Source organism: Nocardia sp. BMG51109 (assembly GCF_000526215.1).
Classification (GTDB): domain Bacteria; phylum Actinomycetota; class Actinomycetes; order Mycobacteriales; family Mycobacteriaceae; genus Nocardia.
Map to the genome: position 1 here is coordinate 2,600,896 of NZ_JAFQ01000004.1, position 21,983 is coordinate 2,622,878.

At 67.6% G+C, this 21,983-nt stretch carries 18 protein-coding genes and 1 pseudogene; 6 read left to right on the plus strand and 13 right to left on the minus strand.

Translation table 11 applies throughout. The features are described from left to right. Positions 1 to 4: 4 nt before the first annotated feature. Together D892_RS0113225 and D892_RS0113230 are read right to left on the minus strand one after the other, a co-directional pair. Positions 5 to 589, minus strand: coding sequence for a hypothetical protein (locus tag D892_RS0113225; protein WP_024801690.1), 585 nt, complete (start codon positions 587 to 589; stop codon positions 5 to 7). A gap of 778 nt (positions 590 to 1,367) precedes the next feature. Further along, on the minus strand, positions 1,368 to 2,423 hold the full coding sequence (locus D892_RS0113230; protein WP_024801691.1) for a medium chain dehydrogenase/reductase family protein: 1,056 nt from the start codon (positions 2,421 to 2,423) through the stop codon (positions 1,368 to 1,370). A gap of 109 nt (positions 2,424 to 2,532) precedes the next feature. Between D892_RS0113230 and D892_RS0113235 the strand changes: the two genes are divergently transcribed. Beyond that, the gene (locus tag D892_RS0113235; protein WP_024801692.1) at positions 2,533 to 3,180 is read left to right on the plus strand and encodes a TetR/AcrR family transcriptional regulator; all 648 of its coding nucleotides are present in this window, start codon (positions 2,533 to 2,535) and stop codon (positions 3,178 to 3,180) included. A gap of 36 nt (positions 3,181 to 3,216) precedes the next feature. On the opposite strand, the gene D892_RS0113240 is transcribed toward D892_RS0113235, so the two are convergent. Both D892_RS0113240 and D892_RS0113245 read right to left on the minus strand, forming a co-directional pair. Continuing rightward, a complete protein-coding gene (locus D892_RS0113240) occupies positions 3,217 to 4,458 on the minus strand; it encodes a cytochrome P450 (protein WP_024801693.1) in 1,242 nt (413 codons plus the stop codon). 6 nt (positions 4,459 to 4,464) lie between these two features. Further along, a complete protein-coding gene (locus D892_RS0113245) occupies positions 4,465 to 4,989 on the minus strand; it encodes a hypothetical protein (protein WP_024801694.1) in 525 nt (174 codons plus the stop codon). A gap of 146 nt (positions 4,990 to 5,135) precedes the next feature. Between D892_RS0113245 and D892_RS0113250 the strand changes: the two genes are divergently transcribed. Further along, positions 5,136 to 5,786, plus strand: a complete 651-nt coding sequence (locus tag D892_RS0113250) for a TetR/AcrR family transcriptional regulator (RefSeq protein ID WP_024801695.1) — start codon at positions 5,136 to 5,138, stop codon at positions 5,784 to 5,786. 115 nt (positions 5,787 to 5,901) lie between these two features. Here D892_RS0113250 and D892_RS0113260 read toward each other — a convergent pair whose 3' ends face one another. The 5 genes from D892_RS0113260 to D892_RS0113280 form a co-directional block, all read right to left on the minus strand. Then, on the minus strand, positions 5,902 to 7,203 hold the full coding sequence (locus D892_RS0113260) for a cytochrome P450 (RefSeq protein ID WP_024801696.1): 1,302 nt from the start codon (positions 7,201 to 7,203) through the stop codon (positions 5,902 to 5,904). Next, a complete protein-coding gene (locus tag D892_RS0113265) occupies positions 7,200 to 7,664 on the minus strand; it encodes a hypothetical protein (RefSeq protein ID WP_024801697.1) in 465 nt (154 codons plus the stop codon). Before D892_RS0113265 ends, D892_RS0113260 begins: the two co-directional genes overlap by 4 nt. Before the next feature lie 19 nt (positions 7,665 to 7,683). Further along, complete coding sequence (locus D892_RS0113270; protein ID WP_024801698.1) at positions 7,684 to 9,045, minus strand: SRPBCC family protein; 1,362 nt, start codon at positions 9,043 to 9,045, stop codon at positions 7,684 to 7,686. A gap of 322 nt (positions 9,046 to 9,367) precedes the next feature. After that, complete coding sequence (locus tag D892_RS0113275) at positions 9,368 to 11,011, minus strand: cytosine permease (RefSeq protein ID WP_036567009.1); 1,644 nt, start codon at positions 11,009 to 11,011, stop codon at positions 9,368 to 9,370. A 132-nt stretch (positions 11,012 to 11,143) separates the two neighbouring features. After that, entirely contained in the window at positions 11,144 to 11,677 is a 534-nt protein-coding gene (locus D892_RS0113280) for a YdcF family protein (protein ID WP_036568814.1), read from the minus strand. 117 nt (positions 11,678 to 11,794) lie between these two features. On the opposite strand from D892_RS0113280, the gene D892_RS0113285 reads away from it, so the two are divergent. The 3 genes from D892_RS0113285 (at position 11,795) to D892_RS0113295 (ending at position 15,330) form a co-directional block, all read left to right on the plus strand. Continuing rightward, positions 11,795 to 12,307: a DUF3291 domain-containing protein gene (locus D892_RS0113285; protein WP_024801701.1), complete on the plus strand. Its 513-nt coding sequence runs from the start codon at positions 11,795 to 11,797 to the stop codon at positions 12,305 to 12,307. A 137-nt stretch (positions 12,308 to 12,444) separates the two neighbouring features. Then, on the plus strand, positions 12,445 to 13,767 hold the full coding sequence (locus tag D892_RS0113290; protein ID WP_024801702.1) for a UDP-glucose/GDP-mannose dehydrogenase family protein: 1,323 nt from the start codon (positions 12,445 to 12,447) through the stop codon (positions 13,765 to 13,767). Positions 13,768 to 13,968: 201 nt separating this feature from the next. Then, complete coding sequence (locus tag D892_RS0113295) at positions 13,969 to 15,330, plus strand: Hsp70 family protein (protein WP_063629959.1); 1,362 nt, start codon at positions 13,969 to 13,971, stop codon at positions 15,328 to 15,330. 627 nt (positions 15,331 to 15,957) lie between these two features. Here the strand turns inward: D892_RS0113295 and D892_RS41095 are convergent. From D892_RS41095 to D892_RS0113310, 3 genes and pseudogenes are all read right to left on the minus strand, one after another. After that, a pseudogene (locus tag D892_RS41095) lies at positions 15,958 to 17,223 on the minus strand (YibE/F family protein); the annotation flags it as partial. Positions 17,224 to 17,605: 382 nt separating this feature from the next. Continuing rightward, positions 17,606 to 18,865 (minus strand): pyridoxal phosphate-dependent aminotransferase, encoded by a 1,260-nt coding sequence (locus D892_RS0113305; protein ID WP_024801705.1) that lies wholly within the window; start codon positions 18,863 to 18,865, stop codon positions 17,606 to 17,608. Between the two features lie 47 nt (positions 18,866 to 18,912). Beyond that, positions 18,913 to 20,250, minus strand: a complete 1,338-nt coding sequence (locus tag D892_RS0113310; RefSeq protein WP_084161057.1) for a DNA-binding transcriptional regulator — start codon at positions 20,248 to 20,250, stop codon at positions 18,913 to 18,915. A 256-nt stretch (positions 20,251 to 20,506) separates the two neighbouring features. Between D892_RS0113310 and D892_RS0113315 the strand changes: the two genes are divergently transcribed. Continuing rightward, positions 20,507 to 20,956, plus strand: coding sequence for a hypothetical protein (locus tag D892_RS0113315; RefSeq protein WP_024801707.1), 450 nt, complete (start codon positions 20,507 to 20,509; stop codon positions 20,954 to 20,956). 239 nt (positions 20,957 to 21,195) lie between these two features. Here D892_RS0113315 and D892_RS41100 read toward each other — a convergent pair whose 3' ends face one another. Continuing rightward, positions 21,196 to 21,903, minus strand: a complete 708-nt coding sequence (locus D892_RS41100; protein ID WP_232236078.1) for a lytic polysaccharide monooxygenase auxiliary activity family 9 protein — start codon at positions 21,901 to 21,903, stop codon at positions 21,196 to 21,198. Positions 21,904 to 21,983 lie beyond the last annotated feature (80 nt).

Consider the following 21,983-nt stretch of genomic DNA (forward strand, 5'->3'; position numbering starts at 1 on the left):
TGAATCAGGCGCAGGCGAGGCGGCGGCGTTCGAGGACGGTGGCGACGGCGTACCCGCCACCGCCGAGGACGGCCAGGATCCAGAAGAAGACAGGGGCGCTGAAGAAGAACGCGGAGGTGGAGATCAGCGCGAGCCAGGTGCCGAGGCTGTAGTGCAGGACGTTGCGGCGGTGGGCTCCCTCGGCGACGTAGATCAGGCCGACGATGAGGCCGGAACCGGCGGGCCAGAGCAGGTTGGCCAGGTCGGGGGCGTCGACGGTGGAGGTGAGGCCGGTGATGGCCAGGAACAGGGCGCCGAAGCCCACGATCCAGGCGAAGCCGAGGAGTCTGGCGCTGAGGAGTTCGCCCCCCTCGGCGTCGCGCTGGGCGCGGAGGGCGGCGACGGTGGCGCACACGGTGCCGGCCGCGAGGCCGATGAACAGCAGAGCTGTCGGCAGCCACTGAGGCAGGTCGACCAGGGGGTCGGTGCCTCGGGAGAGTGCCGCGCTGCCGTGCCCGACGACGTAGGCGAGTCCGAAGCCGATGTAGGTGGCGCGGTTGTCGATCCGGGTGGTGGGGGCTTCGGGGGGGACGGCGAGGGTGGTGGTCATTGTGGATTCTCCTGGGGATGCGTGTGCACGTGGGTGATGGACAGAGAGTCGGGGCGATATCGGTTGGGGCAGTGAGGGAAGGAGCTCGCAGGCGGGCCGGGTGGGATGCGAACTCACGCGAAGTAGGGCGGATATCGGCTGGACGATGCCGGTCGGTCGTGGGGGATGTGGGAGTACAGAGCGGATTGTGTTTCGGTGAGACCCTGTGCAGGTCAGGGGAATTTGCGAGGGTCGGCTGAGGGGGAAGGCGTGGAGGCGGAAGAGCGGGGCGTCGGCCAATGCGAACCTTGCGGACGGCGAGGGTCGGCTCAGTTGCCTATGCGAAAAGCTTTGTTGGCCAATGGTTTGGGCTTCCTATGCGAAACCTTGCAGGCAGGGAGCCGGGCCGGGCGGCTGATGCGAAACCTTGTCGGCGGCGAGGGTTGGCTCAGTTGGCTGATGCGAAAAAGCCTGGTGGGTAGGAAAGGTTGGGTGACGGCTGATGGAACGCCTTGCAGGTGGGGAGAGCTGGCGCGGCAGGCCGATGCGCAAAGCCTTGTGGGCTGGGATGTCAGGCGACAGCCGATGAAAAGCATTGTGGGCAGGGAAAGTTGGTGCGGTCGGCTTATCGGAAGTCGTGCTGGACGGGAGTTGGCGTGGGTCGGTCGGTCCGGTATCTGCGGCGCAGCCGGCCTTCCGGTGTCGTGGCCGGGTAGGTATGGTCATCCATGGGTTCGCCGATGAGGGTGTGTGTCCGGCCGAGGTCGGCGAGGGTGTGGGCGCGGTGCGGCGGCCGTGTTCAGGGCCGGCGTGTGTCCGGGACGATGACGACTTTGCCGGTGACGGTTCGGGATTCGGCGAGCTTCAGCGCCGAGGCGGCTTCCGATAGGGGGAACCGCGCGGCGATCTGCGGTGTGAGGGCGCCGTCGGCGACCAACCGCAGTACCCGGGTGAGGTCCTCGCGCAGCCGGCGCTGGAAGGTTTCCTGGCAGCGCCGACCCGCCCAGAAGCTGTAGAAGTGGGCGGACTTGCCGTTGGGCAGGGAGTTCCATGCCGCGAGCTGTGCGAACAGCTTCAGTACCGGCAGTTGCGAGTTGCCGTCCTCGTCCTTGGTCGCGGCCGTGCCGTAGGACACCAGCGTGCCGCCGCGGCGCAGCAGCCGCCACGACTGCGCCACGCCGGGGCCACCGATGTGGTCGAACACCGCATCCACGCCGTCCGGTGCGATCTTCCGGATCCGGTCGTACATGTCCGGGGCGCGGTAGTCGACCGGGGTGGCGCCCAGCTCGCGCACCGTGTCGTGGTGGCGCGCCGCCGCGGTGCCGATGACCGTCATCCCGGCATGCCGCGCCAGCTGCACGAGTGTCGATCCGACACCACCGTTGGCGCCCAGCACGACGACGGTTCCGCCGGGGCGGGCCTCGGCCGTGCGGTGCAGCATCTGCCACGCGGTGATCCCGTTGATCAGCACGGTCGCGACGGCCGCCGGATCCAAGCCGTCCGGCACGGGCAACAGGTCGGCGGCGTCGACGAGTACGTGGTCGGCCCAGGCGCCCGTCTTGGTGATCGCGGCGAACCGGCGGCCGATGAGCGCGGTGTCGGCGCCGGGGCCGACGGCGGTCACGGTGCCGACAAGGTCGTAGCCGGGCACGAAGGGAAACGGCGGCTGGTCGAAGTACTTGCCGCGGCGCATCTGCTGTTCGGCGAACGACACGCCGGTCGCCTCCATGCGCAGCACGACCTGGCCCGCGACCGGTGCCGGGAGGTCGCGGACGGCGACCTGTAGACCGTCCGGTTCGACCTTGTCCGGCAGGACGATCTCGGTGACGCCGGTCGTGACGATGTTGTTGTCCATGGTGGTTCCGATCGCTCGATCAAGCTCAACTTACGGCCGTAAGGTTACGACTGTTACCCGTTTGATGCAAGAGCTAACGCCTGTAAGTTTTGAGGCGTAAGGTGAGGGCATGGGAGACGACACGTCAACGATGCAGACCCGCGTTCGCAATCGCCGCGGACAGGGTGGTCGCCTGCGGGAGGAGATCGTGACGACGGCGGCCGACATGCTCGACGAGGCCGGTGACGAGAACGCCATCACCCTGCGTTCGGTCGCCCGCCGCGTCGGGATCGCCGCACCGTCGATCTACCGCCACTTCCCCGACCAGCCCGCCATCATGCTGGCCGTGGTGCGCAACGCCTTCACGGAACTGGACGAGCAATTGCGCACCGCCATGGATGCCGCCGGCGATGCGCCCCGCGCACGGCTGATGGCCGTGTGTCACGGTTACCTCGATTACGCGCAAGCCCACCCGGGCCGCTACCGCACCATGTTCGGCGGACTCTGGACACCCGATGTGAACACGAGTTCCGTGGCCGCGGAGGATGTGGCAACGCTCGGACAGGACAGTATGCGGCGGCTCGCCGAAGCCCTCGCGAGCTGCGTCGCCGCCGGCTGCGCAACCAGTACCGATCCTTTCTCCGACGCGGTAGCGCTGTGGATCGGCCTGCACGGGCTCGCGCACCAGCGGCTGGCCGCCCCCAATTTCCGCTGGCCGCCGGATATCGCCGAACGAATCATCCTGCCGCTCGCGCACTTCACCAGTGCCACAACGTAACTCGCATCCGACAGCCTGCCGGAGCCGGTCGCCGGGCTACGGGCGGCTCCGTCCCTCGCCCACCGGAGTGGTCTCGCGGGAGGGGATACGGGCGGGCATGCTGTCCCATCCGCGCACGGTCGAGGACGACGAGAAGACGGCCGCGTCGAGGTCGATCTCCCAGTCGGGGAAGCGGTTCAGGATTTCGTCGAGGGCGATGCGGCCTTCCATGCGGGCCAGCGCATTTCCGAGGCAGTAGTGGGCCCCGATGCCGAAGGTGAGATTTTGCCGGGGCTCGCGGGTGGTGTCGAAGGTTTCGGCGTCGGGGCCGAAGCGGCGCTCGTCGCGGTTGGCCGCGCCGATCAGGGTGAGGAGTGCGCTACCGCTCGGGACGGTGTGGCCGTGGAATTCGACATCGCGAGTGACGTGGCGCGCGGCCTGGAGCGCGGGCGGCTCGAACCGCAGGATCTCCTCGATGGCGCCGGGAAGCAGCGATCGGTCGGCGTGCAGGGCGCGGCGCTGATCGGGATGCTCCGACAACAGCTTTCCGGTCCAGCCGATGAGCCGGGTGGTGGTTTCCGCGCCGGCGACGGCCACCAGGTTCATGAACATCAGTAGCTCATCGCGGCGCAGCTTGCGGACGGTGCCCGTCTCGTCCTCGAATTCGGCGTCGAGCAGTTCGGTGGTCAGGTCGTCGGCGGGGTGGCCGGCGCGCCAATCGATGAAATCGGCGAAGATCCGGCCGTCGGTGAGCGTGCCCTCGGGGTTGTCGGTCATCTGGCCGCCGCGCTCGGTGCGGACGTAGCGGTCGCCGTCTTCCTGTACGCGGCGCTGATGGTCCTCCGGGATGCCGAACAGCATGCCGACCACGCGCAGCGGCATCACCGCTCCCAGCTGGGTGACGAAATCGAAGCGCCCGGCGCCGACGAGCGGATCCAGGCAGCGGGCGGTGAACTCTCGGATCCTCGGCTCGAGCGCCCGGATCGTCCGTGGGGTGAACGCCCGCGAGAGCAGCTTGCGGTGGATGTCGTGGATCGGGGGATCCTCGAAAACCACCAGGCCCGAGGGGATCTCCATCCCGGACTTGATGATTTCGAGGACCGCGCCGCGCGCCGAACTGAAGCTCCGGTGATCGAGGAGGACGCGGTTGACGTCCTCGAAGCGGCTCAGGGCGTAGAAGTCGTGCACCGGGTTGTAGTACAGCGGTGCCTGCTCGCGTAACCGCTCGAACATCGGGTAGGGGTCGGCATTCAGCTCGGCATGCCAAGGGTCGTAGTACAACTCGTCGGTGACCGTCATGGCGTCTCAGAACGACAGGCCGTGCTTTTCGAAGTGGCGGGCCAGGGCCTGCATGTAGTCGTCGCCGTGGAAGGGGCCGCGGGCGCCGATGGCCGCCTCCAGGAACGGGCCGTACTCGTCGTCGTTCACATAGGTCGACCAGTGCACGATCTGGGCGTCCTCGTTGGTCTCGACGAAGCTGATCGAATAGAAACCCATCGTCTTGCCGGTGTGCACGTTGGTGCCCTCCCAGCGGTAGCGCTGGACGAAACCGTTCTCGGCCGGCCAGACCTTGAATTCCACCGGCTTCCAATCCGGGAAGACGATCCCGTAGGCCTTCGCCTCGATGGTCGCGGCCGTATCCCAGTGCGTGGCCACATCTTTGAGGACCAGCTCCTGCCCGGCGACGAAGTACGGCGAGGTGTAGACCGCGTCGTCGGTGAACTCCCACTCGTCGTAGGTCTCGCCCTGCTGGACCTTCTGCAGGACGTATTTGTCTCGGTAGCTCTCGGCCATCCGGCGGTGCTTGGCGATGCGGTCTTCCAGCTTCATTGCGGGTGTCCTCACTCGAGATCGTCCCTCCACCGGTAACTATACAAGTTCGTATGTGAGATACAAGAGTGTATATTTGATGGGGAGGTGTAGAAGAGGCGGGTGTAGAACTGTCGCGGAAACGGCGACCTGCGAAAATGACTGTCATGGCGGAACGATGGACGCGGCAGCGGCGATTGGAGCACACCCGTGCGGTGCTGCTCGACGCCGCCGAGGAGGTCTTTGCCAAACAGGGCTTCGGTGGGGCGGCACTCGACGACATCGCCGAGGTCGCCGGGTACACCCGCGGGGCGATCTACTCGCATTTCGGGGGTAAGGAGGAACTGTTCCTGGCGGTCCTGGAGCGTCATCGGCAGCGGCTCCTGGAAAGCTTCGACGTCGTCATCGCCTCGTTCGCCGGGGTGGAGGAACTCGATGTCGGCAAGTTCGCCGATCGATGGCGTGATTTGACGATCGCGGGCCCCGACAGCGCCGCCCTGGGGTACGAGTTCGCGCTGTATCTGCTGCGCAATCCCGAGGCGCGGGCCAAGCTTGCCGATCAGCGTGAGCAGACGATCGATTCGCTCGCCGACTACATCACCACGCACGTGGAGCGGCTGGGTGGCAGGCTGCTGATGCCCGCACGCGATCTGGCGCGGCTGTTGCTCGCGGCTAACGAGGGCGTCACGATCAGCGGGCATATCGACGATGAGGACCTGTACGAGCCGTATCTGCGGATGGTGATGGCGAATGTGGCCCCGGCGGCGTCCGGTGAGGCGGCGCGGAAGAAGACCTCCCGGGCTCCGCGGGCGCGGTAACCGGCCGGTGCTCGAGCCCGGTGGCGCCGCGGACCGCGCCGACCGGTACCGGCGGGCGTATTCCCGAGACCGGGCGTATTCCCGAGACCGAGCGCATTCCCGAGACCGAGCGTATTCACGAGACACTGTCCGCCGGTTGATATCTCAGGTGCAGCCTGGTCAGCCCGCGCAGGATGAACGTGGGCAGATAGCGGTAGCGGCGGGCGCCGGCGGGACCGTGGAAATCTTCGTCGATCCAGAAATCGGCCGTGCGGTCGAACAGCCGCTCCAGGCTCACTCTCGCCTCGGTGCGCGCCAGCGGTGCGCCCGGACAGGTGTGCGGGCCGCGGCCGAAGGCGACGTGGCTGCGGGCGTTGGCGCGGTCGACGTCGAAGACGTCCGGGTCGGCGAATCGGCGCGGGTCGCGGTTGATCGCGGCGTTGACGAGCATGACGGTGGTGCCCGCCGCGATGTCGACGCCCCCGATCTCGACCGGAACCTTGCTGAGCCGGAAGTCGCCGCGCACCGGACTCTCGTAGCGCAGCGTTTCCTCGATGAAGTTCGGGATCAGCGATCGGTCCGCGCGCAGGCGGGTCTGTAGGTCTCGGTCTTCGGCGAGCATCATCACCGCCGCGCTCAGCAACCGCACCGTGGTCTCCTGCCCGGCGGCGAACAGATTGGCCGCCACCCGGACGGCATCGATGACCTCCGGTGTGGACCCGTCGGGGAATGTGGCCGCGGCGACCCCGGACAACACGTCGCCGCGCGGATGAGCGCGGCGGTCCTCGATGTAGGCGGCGAACTTCTGATACAGGTATTTCAGCGGCGAATGATGCAGGGAGCCACCGTCGCTGCTGCCGATGGTGCCCGTCTCGGTCAGTAGCGCGCGGCCGAACTCGGCGTGGTCCTCCTCGGGAACCCCGAGCAGGTCGGCGATCACCAGCATCGCGAACGGTGAGGCGAAATCGGCGATGAATTCGCAGGTCTCCCCGGACAAGGCCGTGTCGTACCGGCGATCGGCCAGCCGCCACATGAAGTCCTCGTTCTCCTTGAGGCGCTTCGGGGTGATCATCCGCGACAACAGGGCACGGTGCGCCGTGTGCACCGGCGGGTCGAAGGTGGGCAGCTGATCGTTGAAGGGCAACTCGTCGCGGTGCGCGGCGATCGTGGCCGAGACATCGTCGCCCTCCAGCGGAACCGGGAATCCCGGAAACGGTCCGGTGACCGAGAGGCAGGAGGAGAAACTGCCGGTGTCGTTGTAGATCTCCAGCGCCTCGGGGTGACCGGTCACCATCACGACGCCGTGGTGAATTTCGCGGCGCACCGGGCACTGGTCGCGCAGCGCCGCCAGGTAGTCGTACGGGTCGCCCAGCAGATCGTTGTCGAGGAAGAAATCCACCGCATCGACGTCGGTGGGGGCGGGGCCGGTGTCGGTCATTGCGCGATGTCCGCTCCGTCGTAGGCGGCCAGCATTTCGGGCTTGGGCAGTTCCATCTGCAGGTAGACGTCGATGTGCGTGATCTTGCCCGCGGCGTCGAACTCGTAGACGCTCATCGAGTTCACCACGCTGGTGAAATCGCCTATGGCGCTGCGTTCTTCGAGTTCGAGGAACACCACGTCGCCGTGTTCGGTGATCCGCTTGAACGTGCAGTCCCACTGCGCCGAGGGAGCCCAGCCGGTCAGGAATGCGGTGTACTCCGCCCAGGTCATCACCTCCTTGAAATTGCCGACCCGCACGAAGTTTCCGGTGTCGACCAGTTCGGCGAGCGGTGCCCAGCCGTCCGCGCCGAAGCCGGGTTGTTTCGCGGCGGTGACCAATTGCTCGACCACCTGGGCGTAGCGCAGCACGGTGTGCGCGCGCCCGGAATGGTCGCCGATAACAGCGCCGATGTCGCTCATAGCCTGTCTCCTCGAAAGTTCAGCTCGCGCCGGCCAGATACCGGTCGACCACCGAGTGGTAGTGGGCGATCACGACCTCCTCCTTGACCAGCGACATGAATTCGAGCCGGTCGTTGCGCAGCCCGATCTGCTGGCGCGGCATCTGCTCGTAATCCTGTTGCAGGGCAAGGAAATACTTGTAGCTACCGGGCTCTTCGACCTCGATGTGCTCGGCCTTGAAGGCGTCCTTGTATTCGTCGGGCAGCCACATGAAGCTCATGATGTGCCAGTAGCAGCGGTTGGGGTCGCCGTCGGAATGCGGTTCGGCCATGATCACCGTGGCCTCTCCCGCACGTATGGTCATGAAGAAGTTGGGAAACAGCATCCAGCCGTGGTTGTCGCTCATCTGGGCATCGGTCAGGCAGCTGACGTCCAGGCCCATTCCGGTGAGCGTCTCGCGGGTGGCGCGCTGTAGCAGCGTGCGGGCGGTGACGCCCTCGGGAAAGCTCAATTCCGCGTCGCCGTCCCGGTATTCGTCGACGAGCTCCTGGAAGCGCGGCAGCACCGCCTGCACCGAGGGGAAGGTCTCGGGCAGCTCGAGGATGCCCTCGACCTGTTCCTGGGGGCCGTACTTGTCGGCGTTGGCGACCTCGAACGGTGCCATCGACACGCTGTGCCTGTCGAAGAATTTGTAGCGGCTCTTCGCCGGGTCGATCATGATCACCCGGAGCAACTGCGGATGGATGCCGGAGATGTGATAGCCCTCCTCGAAGGCGTCCATGACGACTTTCCAGTTGCAGTCCAAGGCTTCCCGCACATCGAGCACGGTGACCATCTCGTCGAGGTGATAGGGCTCGAGTAGCTCGGCCACCTCGCCGCCCAGGTACTCGGCCAGGGGCGCGGCGTGGGGATCGGGGTTGAGGAAGATGAATCCGGCGAAGGTGTCCACCGAGACCGGCAGCAGCGACAGGCCCTGCTTGTCCAGCGCGGACAGCACGTTCTCCTGCTCGCGCAGCACGCCGCGCAGCCGGCCCTCCAGGTCGTAGGACCACAGGTGATACTGGCACAGCAAGCCGCGCTTGGCATTCCCGCTGCCCTGGCACAGCCGGTTGCCGCGATGCCGGCAGGCGTTGACGAAGCCGCGGATCACACCGTCCTTGCCGCGCACGACGAGGAAGGACTGATCGCGGATCCGGTACTCCTTCCAATCGCCGGCCTCGGGGAGTTCGCTCACCCGGCCGGCCACGCGCCAGACCCGCATCCAGATCTGCTCGCCTTCCCGCTCGGCGTATGCGCGGCTGGTGTAGCGGTCGGTCGGGATGTTCATCCGGAACTGATCGAAATCGATGTCGGCGAGCCTCGTGCCCGCGTCGACCCACTCGCCCGGTTTCGTCGACGGCATGTCTGTCCTCCTCGGCGCTCGTCGGCCCGACCCGGGGCGAAGCCGCCCTCGGCCCGACAACCCATCTCGGCTCGTGATCACCCGCAGCGGAGCGACGCTCCGACGCCATCCCGCAGGGCGCGAGTGACCGCGAACACAACTATACGGATCCGTATCTGAGATACAAGGGCGTATGTAAAGTGGGTGTGCGGGTCCCGCCGCAGCTCTCGCGCCTGCGCGGTGCCGGGCGATACGGCGAGGCGAACCCCCGCAGACAGGCGAAACGCCGCGCCCGGACGGACGATCCGTCGGGACGCGGCGCGCGTTCGGGAGTGCTGGTTCGCTACCGCTCCGGCAGCACGTGGCTCCCGGACTTGTCCGTGGACAGTGCCAGCGAGCTGATGTACTGGATCTCGCCCTCGGGCCCCGGGACGGCCGAGGCGATCATGTCGGGGCGTTCGAATTCGATTCCGGTGACGGCGCAGGGGAGGGTTTCGCCCGACGGGTTGCCGTATTCGTCGAACATCGGGAGGTCGATGCCGTCGTCGGTGCGCCGCAGATAGTACTTGCCCTTGGTGGCCACGGCCATCAGCGGGGTGAGGACGAACGAGATCACCACCGCCAGGATCGGCGAGTACGGCTTCAGGGTCTCGCCGAGCAGGCCGAAGAACGCCATGATCGACAGCACCGCCGACGCCCCGAAGCCGACCAGGCCGACCGGGTTGACGTTGTACAGCATGCCGCGGCGGAATTCCGGCTGCTTCGGCGAGATCTTCAGCAGGTACTTGTTGATCGCGATATCCGTTGCGATGGTGACGATCCAGGCGATGCCGCAGTTGGCGTAGAAGCCGAGGATGTCGTTCAGGAAGTCGAACATGTTGGCTTCCATCAGAACCAGCGCGATCACCAGGTTCAGGCCGAGGAACACCAGCCGGCCCGGATAGGTCTTGGTGACGCGGGTGAACGAGTTCGTCCACGCCAGCGAGCCCGAATACGCGTTGGTCACATTGATTTTGATCTGGCTGATCACCACCAGGACCACCGCCAGCGTCATCGCCAGCCAGCCCGGCATCATATCGCGGTAGATCTCCAGGAACTGGTGCACCGGCTGGTTCGCGATGTCCTGCGCGCCCGGGATATTCGCGATCAGATAGACCGCCAGGAACAGACCGAGCACCTGCTTGATCGCACCGAAGATCACCCAGCCGGGCCCGGCCAGCAGCATCCAGCTCCACCATTTACGGGAGTTCTCCGGCGTTTTCGGCGGCATGAAGCGCAGGTAATCGATCTGCTCGGCGATCTGCGCGATCAGCGACAGGCAGACTCCGGCCGCCAGCAGCGCGCCGGTGATGCTCACGCCGGCGCCGTCCTTACCGCCGTAGGCGAAGAACGTGCCGACCGAATCCGGGTGGCGCACAAGCAGGAACAGGAATGGCGCCACCATCAGCAGCAGCCACAGCGGCGTCGTCCAGACCTGTAGCTTGGCCAGTGTGTTCATGCCGTAGATGACCAGCGGGAAGATGATCAGCGTCGACACCAGATAGCCGATCCACAGCGGAATGTGCAGGCCCAATTCCAGGCCCTGCGCCATGATCGAGCCCTCGGTGGCGAAGAAGATGAAGGTGAACGACGCGAACACCAGATTGGTGACGACCGAGCCGTAATATCCGAAGCCGCTGCCGCGGGTGATCAGGTCCAGATCGATGTTGTAGCGGGCGGCATAATAGGCCAGCGGGAATCCGGTGATCATGATGATCACGGCGAAGATACCGATTCCCAGCAGCGCGTTGCCGGTGCCGTTGGCGATGCCGATATTGGCGCCGATGGAGAAATCCGCCAGGTAGGCGATGCCGCCGAGAGCCGAGACGCCGACCACCGCCGGGCTCCACTTGCGGTAGCTGCGCGGCGCGAAGCGCAGCGTGTAATCCTCCAGCGTTTCCTTCGTCGCCGCGACCGAATTCGCCCGGCGGGTGTCTACGTCGACCACAAAAACTCCTCAATCCGGCTCGATGAGAGCAGGCTCGAAGAGTGAGGGTCTCGGGTGAATGTAGAGTCCACTTTTCCGGCCAGTTACGTACTTGTTACGTCACATGATGGGATGAGAAAGGGGCGCTACCGATCAGCAATCCTCGAACAGCGCCTTGGCGTAACCGGCGGACTGATATCCGAATTGGTACGCCCACCGCGTGATCGAGAGGTGCGGGCGCGGATCCACCAGGAGAATCTCACCGCCCCAGCACTTTCCGAGGATGTATCGCGACCGCGAGATGTGCGGGGTCCACGTCACCACGATGACCCGTTGCCAGCCCCGCTCGCGCGCCAGCGCCGCCAGCTCCCGGCCCTCGCCGCGGGTGGTGGGCGGGTCCGGAGCGAAGCATTCGACGCGAAAGCTGTACCCGCCGTGGCAGATCCGATTCATCAGGGCGCTGTTGCCGTACGGATCGGAGAACACCACCGCCGGGGCGTACCCGTCGCGCGCCAGCCGCAGCCCCATCTCCTCGCGACCGTCGTGCGCCCCGCCGAGCACGAGGATGGCGTCCGCACGCGCCGGCTGATCCACCCGCGGCCGCACATACACCGGCCACAGCGCGATTATCAGCACGACGAGGACCACCCCCAGTGCCCCGGCTACCTTCCCCCACCGCCTCCACACCCGCTCGATGCTATCGCCACCGTGTCCGGTCACCGGGGTGGCCGGGGAACGCGCACAGTGGTCGATACCGATGCGAATACCTTCGGACCGGAGGTGACCGCTGGCACAGTGGTATTCATGTCGTTCGAACTTGCCCAGGTGAACATCGCCCGGTTGCTCGCCTCCCTCGAAGATCCGCGGCTCGCCGATTTCGTGGCCGCGCTCGAGCCGGTCAACGCGGCGGCCGATGTCGCGCCGGGCTTTCTCTGGCGGTTGCAGACCGAGGACGGCGACGCGACCGCGATCCGCGCCTTCGAGTGGGACACCGCCGACAGCGTGGGCGTGATCGTGAACATGTCGGTGTGGTGCGACGTCGAGCACTTGGCCGCGTTCACCTACGGCGAGATGCACCGCGTGATCCTGAAGCGCCGCCGGGAGTGGTTCCAGCGCATGCGCGAGGCCACGCACGTGTGCTGGTGGGTGCCCGCGGGACACCGGCCGACCACCGCCGAGGCCGAGGACCGTTTGCGCCGTCTGCGCGACCACGGGCCCACGCCGTTCGCCTTCACCCTGCAGCAGCATTTCCCCCCGCCCTCGCCGGGCGGATCCGAACCGAGGCCCGGCGCCGGCGACTGGCTCTGCCCGGCATGACGATTCGTGTGCCCGGCTGAACGGCACGGGCCGCCGGAACCCCTCCGAGCTGCGGGTTTCCACATGTACACCAGCTGTTGCCCGGACTCTTGCCTCGATGATGCGGTGCGGCCATCGCCGGCGCTTACCAATCGATCATGCGCCTCACAGTTTTCGGGACGGGGTATCTGGGAGCCACTCATGCCGCGTGCATGGCGGAGCTCGGGCACGAGGTCGTGGGGGTGGATATCGACCCCGGGAAGGTCGCGAAGCTGTCCGACGGCGTGGTGCCGTTCTACGAGCCCGGGCTCGAGGACGTGCTGCGCCGGAACCTGGATGCCGGCCGGTTGCGGTTCACCACCTCCTACGAGGAGGCCGCGGCGCACGCCGACGCGCACTTCCTCGGCGTGGGCACGCCGCAGAAGAAGGGCGAGTACGCGGCCGACCTGAAATACGTGCACGCCGTGGTGGATTCGCTGGCGCCGATGCTGGAGCGCCCGTCGGCGATCATCGGCAAGTCCACCGTTCCGGTCGGTACCGCCGTCGAGCTGGGCCGCCGGGCCCGGGCCGCGGCGAGCGTCGACGTCGAGGTGGCCTGGAATCCGGAGTTCCTGCGCGAGGGTTTCGCGGTGCGCGACACCGTCCGCCCCGACCGGCTGGTGCTCGGCGTCGACCGGGACCGCGACAACGCGGCCTGGGTGGAGGATCTCGTCCGCGAGATCTACGCCGACCTGCTCGCGGCCGAGGTGCCGTTCCTGCTGACCGACCTGGCCACCGCGGAATTGGTGAAGGTCTCCGCGAATGCCTTTCTGGCGACGAAGATCTCGTTCATCAACGCGGTCTCGGAGGTCTGCGAGGCGACCGGCGCCGACGTCACCGTGCTGGCCGACGCGCTCGGCCACGACGCCCGCATCGGCCGCCGATTCCTCAATGCGGGACTGGGTTTCGGCGGTGGCTGCCTGCCCAAGGACATCCGCGCCTTCATGGCCCGGGCCGGCGAACTCGGCGCCGACCACGCGCTGGCGTTCCTGCGCGAGGTCGACAACATCAACATGCGGCGCCGGACCAAGGTGGTCGACATGGCCGCGCGGGCCTGCGGCGGATCGCTGCTGGGCGCCAATGTGGCGGTGCTCGGTGCGGCGTTCAAGCCCGAGTCGGACGATGTGCGCGATTCGCCCGCGCTCAACGTGGCCGGCATGATCCAGCTGCACGGAGCCGTCGTCACCGTGTACGACCCCAAGGCGCTGGAGAACTCCCGCAAGGTCTTCCCGACCCTGAACTACGCCACCTCCGTCACCGAGGCGTGCGACCGTGCCGATGTGGTGCTGGTGCTCACCGAGTGGGCCGAATTCACCGCCCTGCATCCGCGGGACCTGGATCCGGTGGTGCGCGGCAGGTCCATCATCGACGGCCGCAACTGTCTCGAACGCGCCCGCTGGCGGGAGGGCGGATGGGTGTACGCAGGGCTCGGCACATCGTAGGGTGTCGGGCAGGTAGAGTGGCTGCACCCCGTGGCGGCGAAGGAGCCGGAGGAGGGCCGGAGGAAAACAGCCTAACCGACTACGAACGGCCTCGCGAGCGCAGCGGCGGGCGCAGTGCGGAGCAACGCCGGCCATCGGTGTTTCGAAGGTGAGGGGCGGCAGCCTCGCGCATGTCCTGGAGTGAGACGAGATGGGCAGCAGATGAGTTCGGTACTGGGAGTCTCGGTGGGGGCCGGCGTCATTCGCGTCGCGCGGCCGCACCCCGGGAATCCTGCCGGACATTTCGCCCCCGACCGTTTCGATCTCCAAGCGGCGCAGGTGCGCGAGCAGCGGGTGGCGGAGGTGGCCGCCGAGGCGGTCGGCGCCGCGCTCGCGGCGGCGCCCGATATCACCGCCACGTCCGTCGCCTACCGTTCCGAGCAGCATGCCCGCTCCGTGCGCGGTGCGCTGGCCCGCCGCCAGCTCACCAATTACGAGCTGGTGCCGGAAGTCGTGGCGGCCCTGGAGTTTCTGCAGGCCGCCGGCGAGCTGCCCGGCCTGCGCACCATCGCGCTGTACGACCTGGGTAGTTCGGGTCTGTCGGTGAGCGTGGTCGATGTCGCCGGCCGCCAGGTCCACTACAGCGAGCGCACCAGCGATATCAGCGGTGACTATCTGGATTCGCTGATCCGGGAACAGCAGATCACCGCCGGCCGGATCGCCCACCCGGCCGACCCGGCGGGGCTGGCGGAGCTGGATCAGCTGTGCCGGCAGGCGAAGGAGCAGCTGTCGACGACCACGGCGGTCGCGCTGCCGTCCGAGCACGGCCTGGTGCTGATCTCGCAGGAGAGCTTCGAGGCGTTGATCATGCTGGCCGTGGAGTCCTCGGCCCGGATGACCAGGGACGTGATCACCCGTTCGGAGCAGGCCGTGCAGGCGGTGGTGGTGATCGGCGGCTGCGCCCGGATTCCGCTCGTGGCACGGGTTCTGGAGCGCTGGCTGGGCATGCCGGTGACGGTGCCGCCGGATCCCGAGTCGGTGGTGGTGCGCGGTGCGGCGCTGCTGGGCCGACCGACTCCGCCGATGGCGCAGCCGCATTCGGCCGCGACGTTCGACGATCGGACCGAGCAGCTGTCTCTGCCCTGGTCGGCGGGTGCCTCGACGCGGGCCGAGCGGCGGCGCGCGACGCTCGGGCGGGACTCGCACGGTCGTCGGCGCGAATTGAGCGTGGCGGGTATCGCGGTGGCCACCCTGGTGGTGGTCTCGGCGCTGGGCCTGGGCATGGGCTGGGGGCCGCAAGTGCTGCAAGGGGATTCGCACGAGAATTCCGCTCCCAGCTCGGTGCCCAGCACGTCCCCACGCCCGGCCGCGCTGGAGCCCTCGGTCCCCGCGGCCCCCAGCGACACCACCAACGAGGCGGTCGCCCCGCCGCCGCCCTCGCAGCGTCGGCAGGCCCCCACGGAGGCGGAAGCCCCACCGCCCAACCAGAACACGATCGTCGTCCCGGGCCTGCCCCCGATAGTCGTCCCGACGATCCCCCCGCTGCTCCCGCAGCTCCCACCGGGACCACAGCACCAACGCTGATGCGTATTCGCCTGGCCCCTGGGGGAAGCCGGGCAGCACCGGTGCTCGATCACCCGGCCACGACGGTTCCGTTGCCACCGCTCGGCTCCGACGACGCGGCGGTCAGGTCATGGGTCAGCAGCGCGTCGGGCCCGTGTCCGCGGTCCGAGCCGGCCCGGTGTAGTGATCACGGCGTGGATCCGGCCGAAAGACGTCGTGCTGACCGGGGTGTGCCGGGGGTGGCGAGCGGCCTTGGGCTCGTTGGTGATTCGCGTCGGATCAGTAGGTGTCCGGGCCGTTGTCCGGTGACCATCCGCGCCCGGGGGGACGGCGTGGCGGGTGGCCCGGGTCGGGGTACGGGGAGCCGGGAGATCCGGGTCCGGGTGGTGCGGTGTCACCCGGGCGGAAGGCCGGCCAGCCGGTGGGTGGGGTCGCGTCGTCGTCGGGCTCGTCGGTGCGGGGCGGCGACACGTCCTCGGGCGGGCGGCGATGCGCGCGGTTGGGGCTCGCGGGATTCGGGCGGCCGGCGGCGGCCCTGCGCGGGTGGTCCGGGACGGCGCGCTCCGAGACAGCGCGGCGCGGGCCGGTGCCCGGAGCCGCGGCGTCGGGAGACGAGCGGCGTGCGGAGCGCGCCGCGGGTTCCGCGGGCCTGGAGTGGCGCGCTCGCCGCGGCGGAGCGGGAGCCGGTCGCTGACCGAAGGGCCTGGCCAGGAGCACCGCGATCGCGGTGGTCAGCGGCACCGACAGCGCCAGGCAGATGCCGCCGACCGCGGAGCGGGTGATCTCGATCGCCACCGCGTCGCCGGTGAGCACGTCGCGGAACGAGCGCCCCGCCACCGAGAACAGCAGCAGCAGCGGCAGCGCGCCACCGGCGTAGGCGAGCACCAGCGTGTACACGGTGCTGGCGATATGGTCCCGGCCCACCCGCATGGCCGCCGCGAAAATCTCACGGCGCGTGGCCTTCTCGTCCAGGGCGGCCAGTTCGAACGCGGCGGCCGCCTGAGTGATGGTGACGTCGTTGAGCACACCGAGCGAGCCGATGATGAATCCGGCGAGCAGCAGTCCGGTGATGCTCACATGCTCCAGATAGGTGGCGACGTTGGTGTTCTGCTCCTCCGACAATCCGGTGACGTGGGTGACCTCCAACACCACCCAGGACAGCACCGCCGCCAGCACCATCGCGCTCAGCGTGCCCAGCAGCGCGGAACTGGTGCGCAGGTTCACCCCGTGCGCCAGATACAGCACGGCATACAGGATCAGCGACCCCGCCACCAGTGCGACCGGCACGGCCGGTTTCCCGTCGAGCAGCGCCGGCAGCAGGAACAGCACCAGCACCAGGAACGCGAACCCGAGCCCGAGGATGGCCCGCAACCCGCGCCAGCGGGCGACCACGACGATCACCACCACGAATGCCAGCGCGATCACCGTCAGCGGGAACCCGCGGGCGTAGTCGTCGAAGGAGTAGAGCGTTTCGCCGCTCGGGTCGGCCTGCCGCACGATCCGGAGTTCGTCCCCGGCGCGCAGATCGGGTTGGCCCGGGCCGGGGGCGATTTCCATCAGCGTGTGCTTGCCCGCGTCCGGCCCGGAGTCGATGGAGATCAGGCTGCGCTGGCAGGTGTAGGCGCCGCTGTGCGGCGCCTGCGGGGTGTCGTCGAACACCCGTCCGTTGGACAGGCTGCCGCAGGGGCCGATGTCCTGCATGGTGACGGTGCCGGCCTCGGTGTGCACCGCCCCGCCGCCGGCGTTCTGCATGGGCAGCGGGATGTCGACGTGCTGGTCGCTCGGCCACAGCAGGGCGGCGCCGATCACTACGAGCACGCCGATGCCGGTGAGCAGCCCGACGACGACCTTCGCCGCGGTGGCGCCGATCGCGATCGGTCCGGAGTGGTCGTGATGATGGTGATGGTCGCTCACCGCTGCGAGCCTAATTGGTTCCGATTCTCGATAACGTCACGGTGGGTGGCCGATCGTGGATGCCTCCGGCCGGATGCGAAAGCCGAACGGGCGCTGGGGATTCACCGGAGGCACGGAATCGGGGGAGGGGCGGCGGAGAGCAGGGGGATGTCTCCGCCGCCCGGGGATCCGACGCCCAGGGGGGTAGGCGGTCGAACCCGGGACCGAGCGGCCCAGGGGGGTAGGCGGCTCGGCCGGGGCACTCTCGGTGCCGAGGACTACTGTACACAAACGGCCATTCTTTGTGCTAGCTAAGTCTCTAAAAACCTATGTTTCCATACTTACGGTCTGTTACTCCAGGGTCGACTGCCCAGTTGGTTGCCGTGCTGCGGCCGGTCCGGGTTCACTGCCGATAGCTGGCCAGGAAGTTGCCGAACCGCTCGATCGCCACCGCCAGATCCCGCGCCCACGGCAGCGTCACGATCCGCAGATGATCGTGTTGCGGCCAGTTGAACCCGGTGCCCTGCACCATCAGGATCTTCTCCTGCAGCAGCAGATCCAGGATCAGCTTGGAGTCGTCGTGGATCTCGTGTACCTCCGGATCCAGCCGCGGGAAGGCGTAGAGCGCGCCCCTCGGCTTCACGCACGAGACGCCGGGAATCATATTGAGCCTCTCCCAGGCCACATCCCGCTGCTCGAGCAGCCGCCCGCCCGGCAGGATGAGATCCTCGATGCTCTGATACCCGCCGAGGGCCACCTGAATAGCGTGCTGCGCGGGGACATTCGGGCACAGTCGCGAGGAGGCCAGCAGATCGATGCCCTCCAGGAAGCCGGCCGCATGCTCCTTCGGCCCGGTGATCACCAGCCATCCGGAGCGGTAACCCGCCACCCGGTAGGCCTTGGACAGGCCATTGAAAGTCAAACAGAGCAGGTCGGGCGCCAAAGTTGCCAGCGAGATGTGCTTGGCGTCGTCGTAGAGGATCTTGTCGTAGATCTCGTCGGCCAGCAGCAGCAGGCGGTGCTTGCGCGCCAGGTCGACCAGCTGCTGCAACACCTCCGCCGAATACACCGCGCCCGTCGGATTGTTGGGGTTGATCACCAGCAGCGCCTTGGTCCGGTCGGTGATCTTCGATTCGATATCGGCGATATCGGGCTGCCAGCCGATGGACTCGTCGCACAGGTAGTGCACCGGTGTGCCGCCGGCCAGGCTGGTCATCGCCGTCCACAGCGGGTAGTCCGGGGCCGGGATCAGCACCTCGTCGCCGTTGTTCAGCAGCGCCTGCATGGTGACGGTGATCAGCTCGGACACGCCGTTGCCCAGATAGACGTCGTCCACGTCGAACTCCGGGAAGCCGGGCACCAGCTCGTAGCGGGTGAAGATCGCGCGCCGGGCGGACAGGATGCCCTTCGACTCCGAATACCCCTGCGCATTCGGCAGCGCCGCGATCATGTCGCGCATGATGACGTCGGGCGCCTCGAACCCGAACGGCGCGGGGTTGCCGATATTGAGCTTGAGGATGCGGTGGCCCTCGGCCTCCAGTCGTGCCGCATGTGCGTGCACCGGACCCCGGATCTCGTAGACGACGTTCTGGAGCTTGGTGGACTGCTCCAGGACGCGCGGGGGCTGATGCGGGGAATGACTGGTAGGGCTCACCCGTCCTATGGTGCCAGTCGCCGGCAAGCCGTTATTCGCATGCCGGAACACACGGCTCAGGATGTCGAATTCACCGGGATCATTCCGCGCACGACGCCGGCCCCGCAGAACTCCTCGATGCGTTCGTCCAGCTGGCGGGCCTCGACCGCATCGCGGAACTCCGGGCCGGCGATGCGCCGGCGCACCCCGCTCAGCCGCTCCTCCAGCTGGGCGATGCGCTTGTCCTCGGACAGTGTCAGCACCGGGTGCAGCGCGTCGGCGGCGCCGTCGAGGCTGCCGTTGATCAGGTGCGCCGTGGCGTTGTCCACGCGGGCCAGCGACTCCGCGCCGTAGGAGCGCCGCTCCTCGGGGCCGGTCGTATACAGCTCGATGGCGCGCTGGGTCGCGCGCAGCGCCGGCTCGGCCTGCCCCAGGTGGATATACGTGGCGCCGGCGTAGTACTGGCTCTTCGGCTCGTTGAATCCGAAGACGCCGCCGACCTCGTCGTGCAGGTTGTCGGTGGTGGAGCCGTCGCGGGCGGTGTCGGCGTTGCCGATGCAGCGCTCGGTATCGGTGGGGCTGCCCAGTTTCGCCCAGATGCGGGCCTCGATGTTGTGCAGCCGAACCCGGGCCGTCACCGATTCGGCGTATTGCTGGCCGTTCTGCGCCAGCACCACCCCGCGTCGCGGCCGTTGCGCGCCGTATTCGATCAGCGCCTGCATGCCGCGGGTCCAGGCGCGCAAGCCGTTGTGCTCGCACAGTTCCGCGTAGGCCCAGGCGGCCCTTGCCTGTTCGCCGGCGGCGTCGTGATAGCCGAGGTCGGTGCTGGCGTTGGCCAGCAGCCCCGACAACATACCGGCCAGTAGGTACAGATGCGTTGTGTCCGAGGGCTTCTGCTGTCCCTCCAGGAGCCGATAAACCCGTCTGCGCACCCGCAGCATTTCCACCATCATCGGAACCGGAGGTACGTGGACGTAATCATTGGCAATGCGCGAGACATCGGCGTCGAGTTGCTCCAGAGCGGTGGCACCCACATTGGTGGTCTCGGCCCGACCGGCGTGCTCGCTAGCTTCATGGGCAGCCGCCATGATCAGATCCCTCTCCGAAATCTCGGCCAACACATCACTTCTCATCGCACCGGTGTCGACCAGTGCCAAAAGTTCCGCGTCGCTCGAATAGTTGGCAGGCGCCGAATTATCCAGGCGCACTTCGAAATCAGGTTCGGTTCGATCGATCAACGGCTGATCGATCAACGCCGCGAACCGTGCCCGCACTACCTCGTCGGACCTGGCCAGGGATGTGTCCAGCGCGGCCTGATTGACCGGACGGGGGTGCACCCGGAGGCCCCCCGCCTCCCATTTCGACACCAGACGTTCGTGCACGCCGAGATGCGCCGCGAACTCCCGAATACTCATCCGCTTGGCATCGCGAAGGGCGCGGGCCTCCTTACCTGACCAGTGCCGGACCACGATGTCATCCCTTCCGCACGAACTCCGTAACCCAGAATACGAGCGTGTGGTGATCACGGCCACAGCCGAAACCGAGCTGGTATCAACCCTTTTCCCGGCATTTCCGGCAGGGGCAGCGGAAGGGCAGCGCAAGGAGGGTGTGCGGGCGTTTCAGATTCGTCGCGGGGGGCGGGATCCTGGGAAAGGATCGAGGGAGCTCGCCGTGAACGTGGAGAAACTCAGGACCGTCGAGGATTGGGTGGCGTTCTATCGGCACGAGTACGACCTGCCGGTCTACGAGCGCGGCGGCTTCGTGATGCTTCCGATCACCAGCCGCATCGGCATCGTGCACCTGCCCACGGTCCGGGCCGAACGGGTCCGGGGCTCCCTCGCCGAGCAGGACCTGGCCGGACCGATGCTGGCCCGGCAGATCCGCTGGAGTTTCCTGGTGGTTCCCGACAGCCGCCCCGGCACCCAGGTGCTGGACGTGCTCAACCGCCTGGACATCGGAATTCCCGCCGTCGGAAGCGCCGTGATGTTGCCGACCGGTCTCGGCCGCTGGACCCGAGAAGGGTGCCACTGGGTCCGCCCGCCGAGCCGCGACAGCGCACTCCCACCCTTGTCGGTGGTCATCACGACGGCTCTGGCGGTGGGAGGCGGGGGCGAGGACTGACCGCAGACCGGTCCTCGCCATCCCGCACCCGGGTCCGCCCCACTTGGCAGTCGACGGGGCGGACCTGGGGTATGGGGATGAACGAATTCGGCTGCGGAGCCAGTGCCGCAGCCGAATTCGCTTCTCATCGGCAGCCGGTCGTCCGTTCGGCAGCCGGAATCATGCCGCCGAATCGTTCATGCCTGCTGCCTACGGGCCCGGCCGAGGGGGTCCGGCCCGTGATCCGGTGCCCTCCCGACTCAGTTGGCACCGGACGGGGTCGACGTCGCCGGAGCGCTCGTCGTGGGCTGGGCCGGCTGCGCGGACGTCGGTTGTGAGGACGTCGGCTGCGAGGAGGTCGAGCCGCCGGGGGTGGTGGTCGCCGGGGCGCTGGTGGCCGGCTGGGACGAACTCGGCTGGGACGATGTGGTCGGCGCCGTGGTGCCGGAGCCCTCGCCGCCGCCGACGTTCAGGTCGACACAGGAGTAGAAGGCGTTCGAGGTGTCGCCGATGTTCCAGACGGCGAGCAGCTTCTGCTTGCCGGTGAACTTGCTGAGATCGATGCTGTGGGTGACGGTGTCGCCCGGCATCTCGTTCTTGCCGTCCACCTTCGCCACCTGGGTGTCGCCGATGTAGTACTCCCAGTTGGCGGTCTTGTGCTGGGCCGTGTTGGCCCAGGTGAAATCGACCTTGTTGCCGACGTCGGTGACCTTCCAGCCCTTGGAGTCGTCGTCCAGTTCGGGGTACTTGTCGGCGCCGCAGCTCTTCAGGCCCTGCGGGCCCTCCACGCTCTGCGGTTCGTAGCTGATGTCACCGCAGGACACCGTGCCGGCGGCGCACTGGGCCTGACGGCTCGGTGGCGAGGAGACGTAGCCGTGCGCGCTCGCGGCCGCGGCGGGGAGGACGGCGACGATGATCGGCGCGATTCCGGCGGCCGCACCGACGAGGGACAGCATTCTTCTGCTCACTGATGCTCCTTGTGGGGGATTTCGGGCAGCGCGACCGGCGCGCCGCCCGTGATTGATACGTGATAGCGCCGTGATGGTTC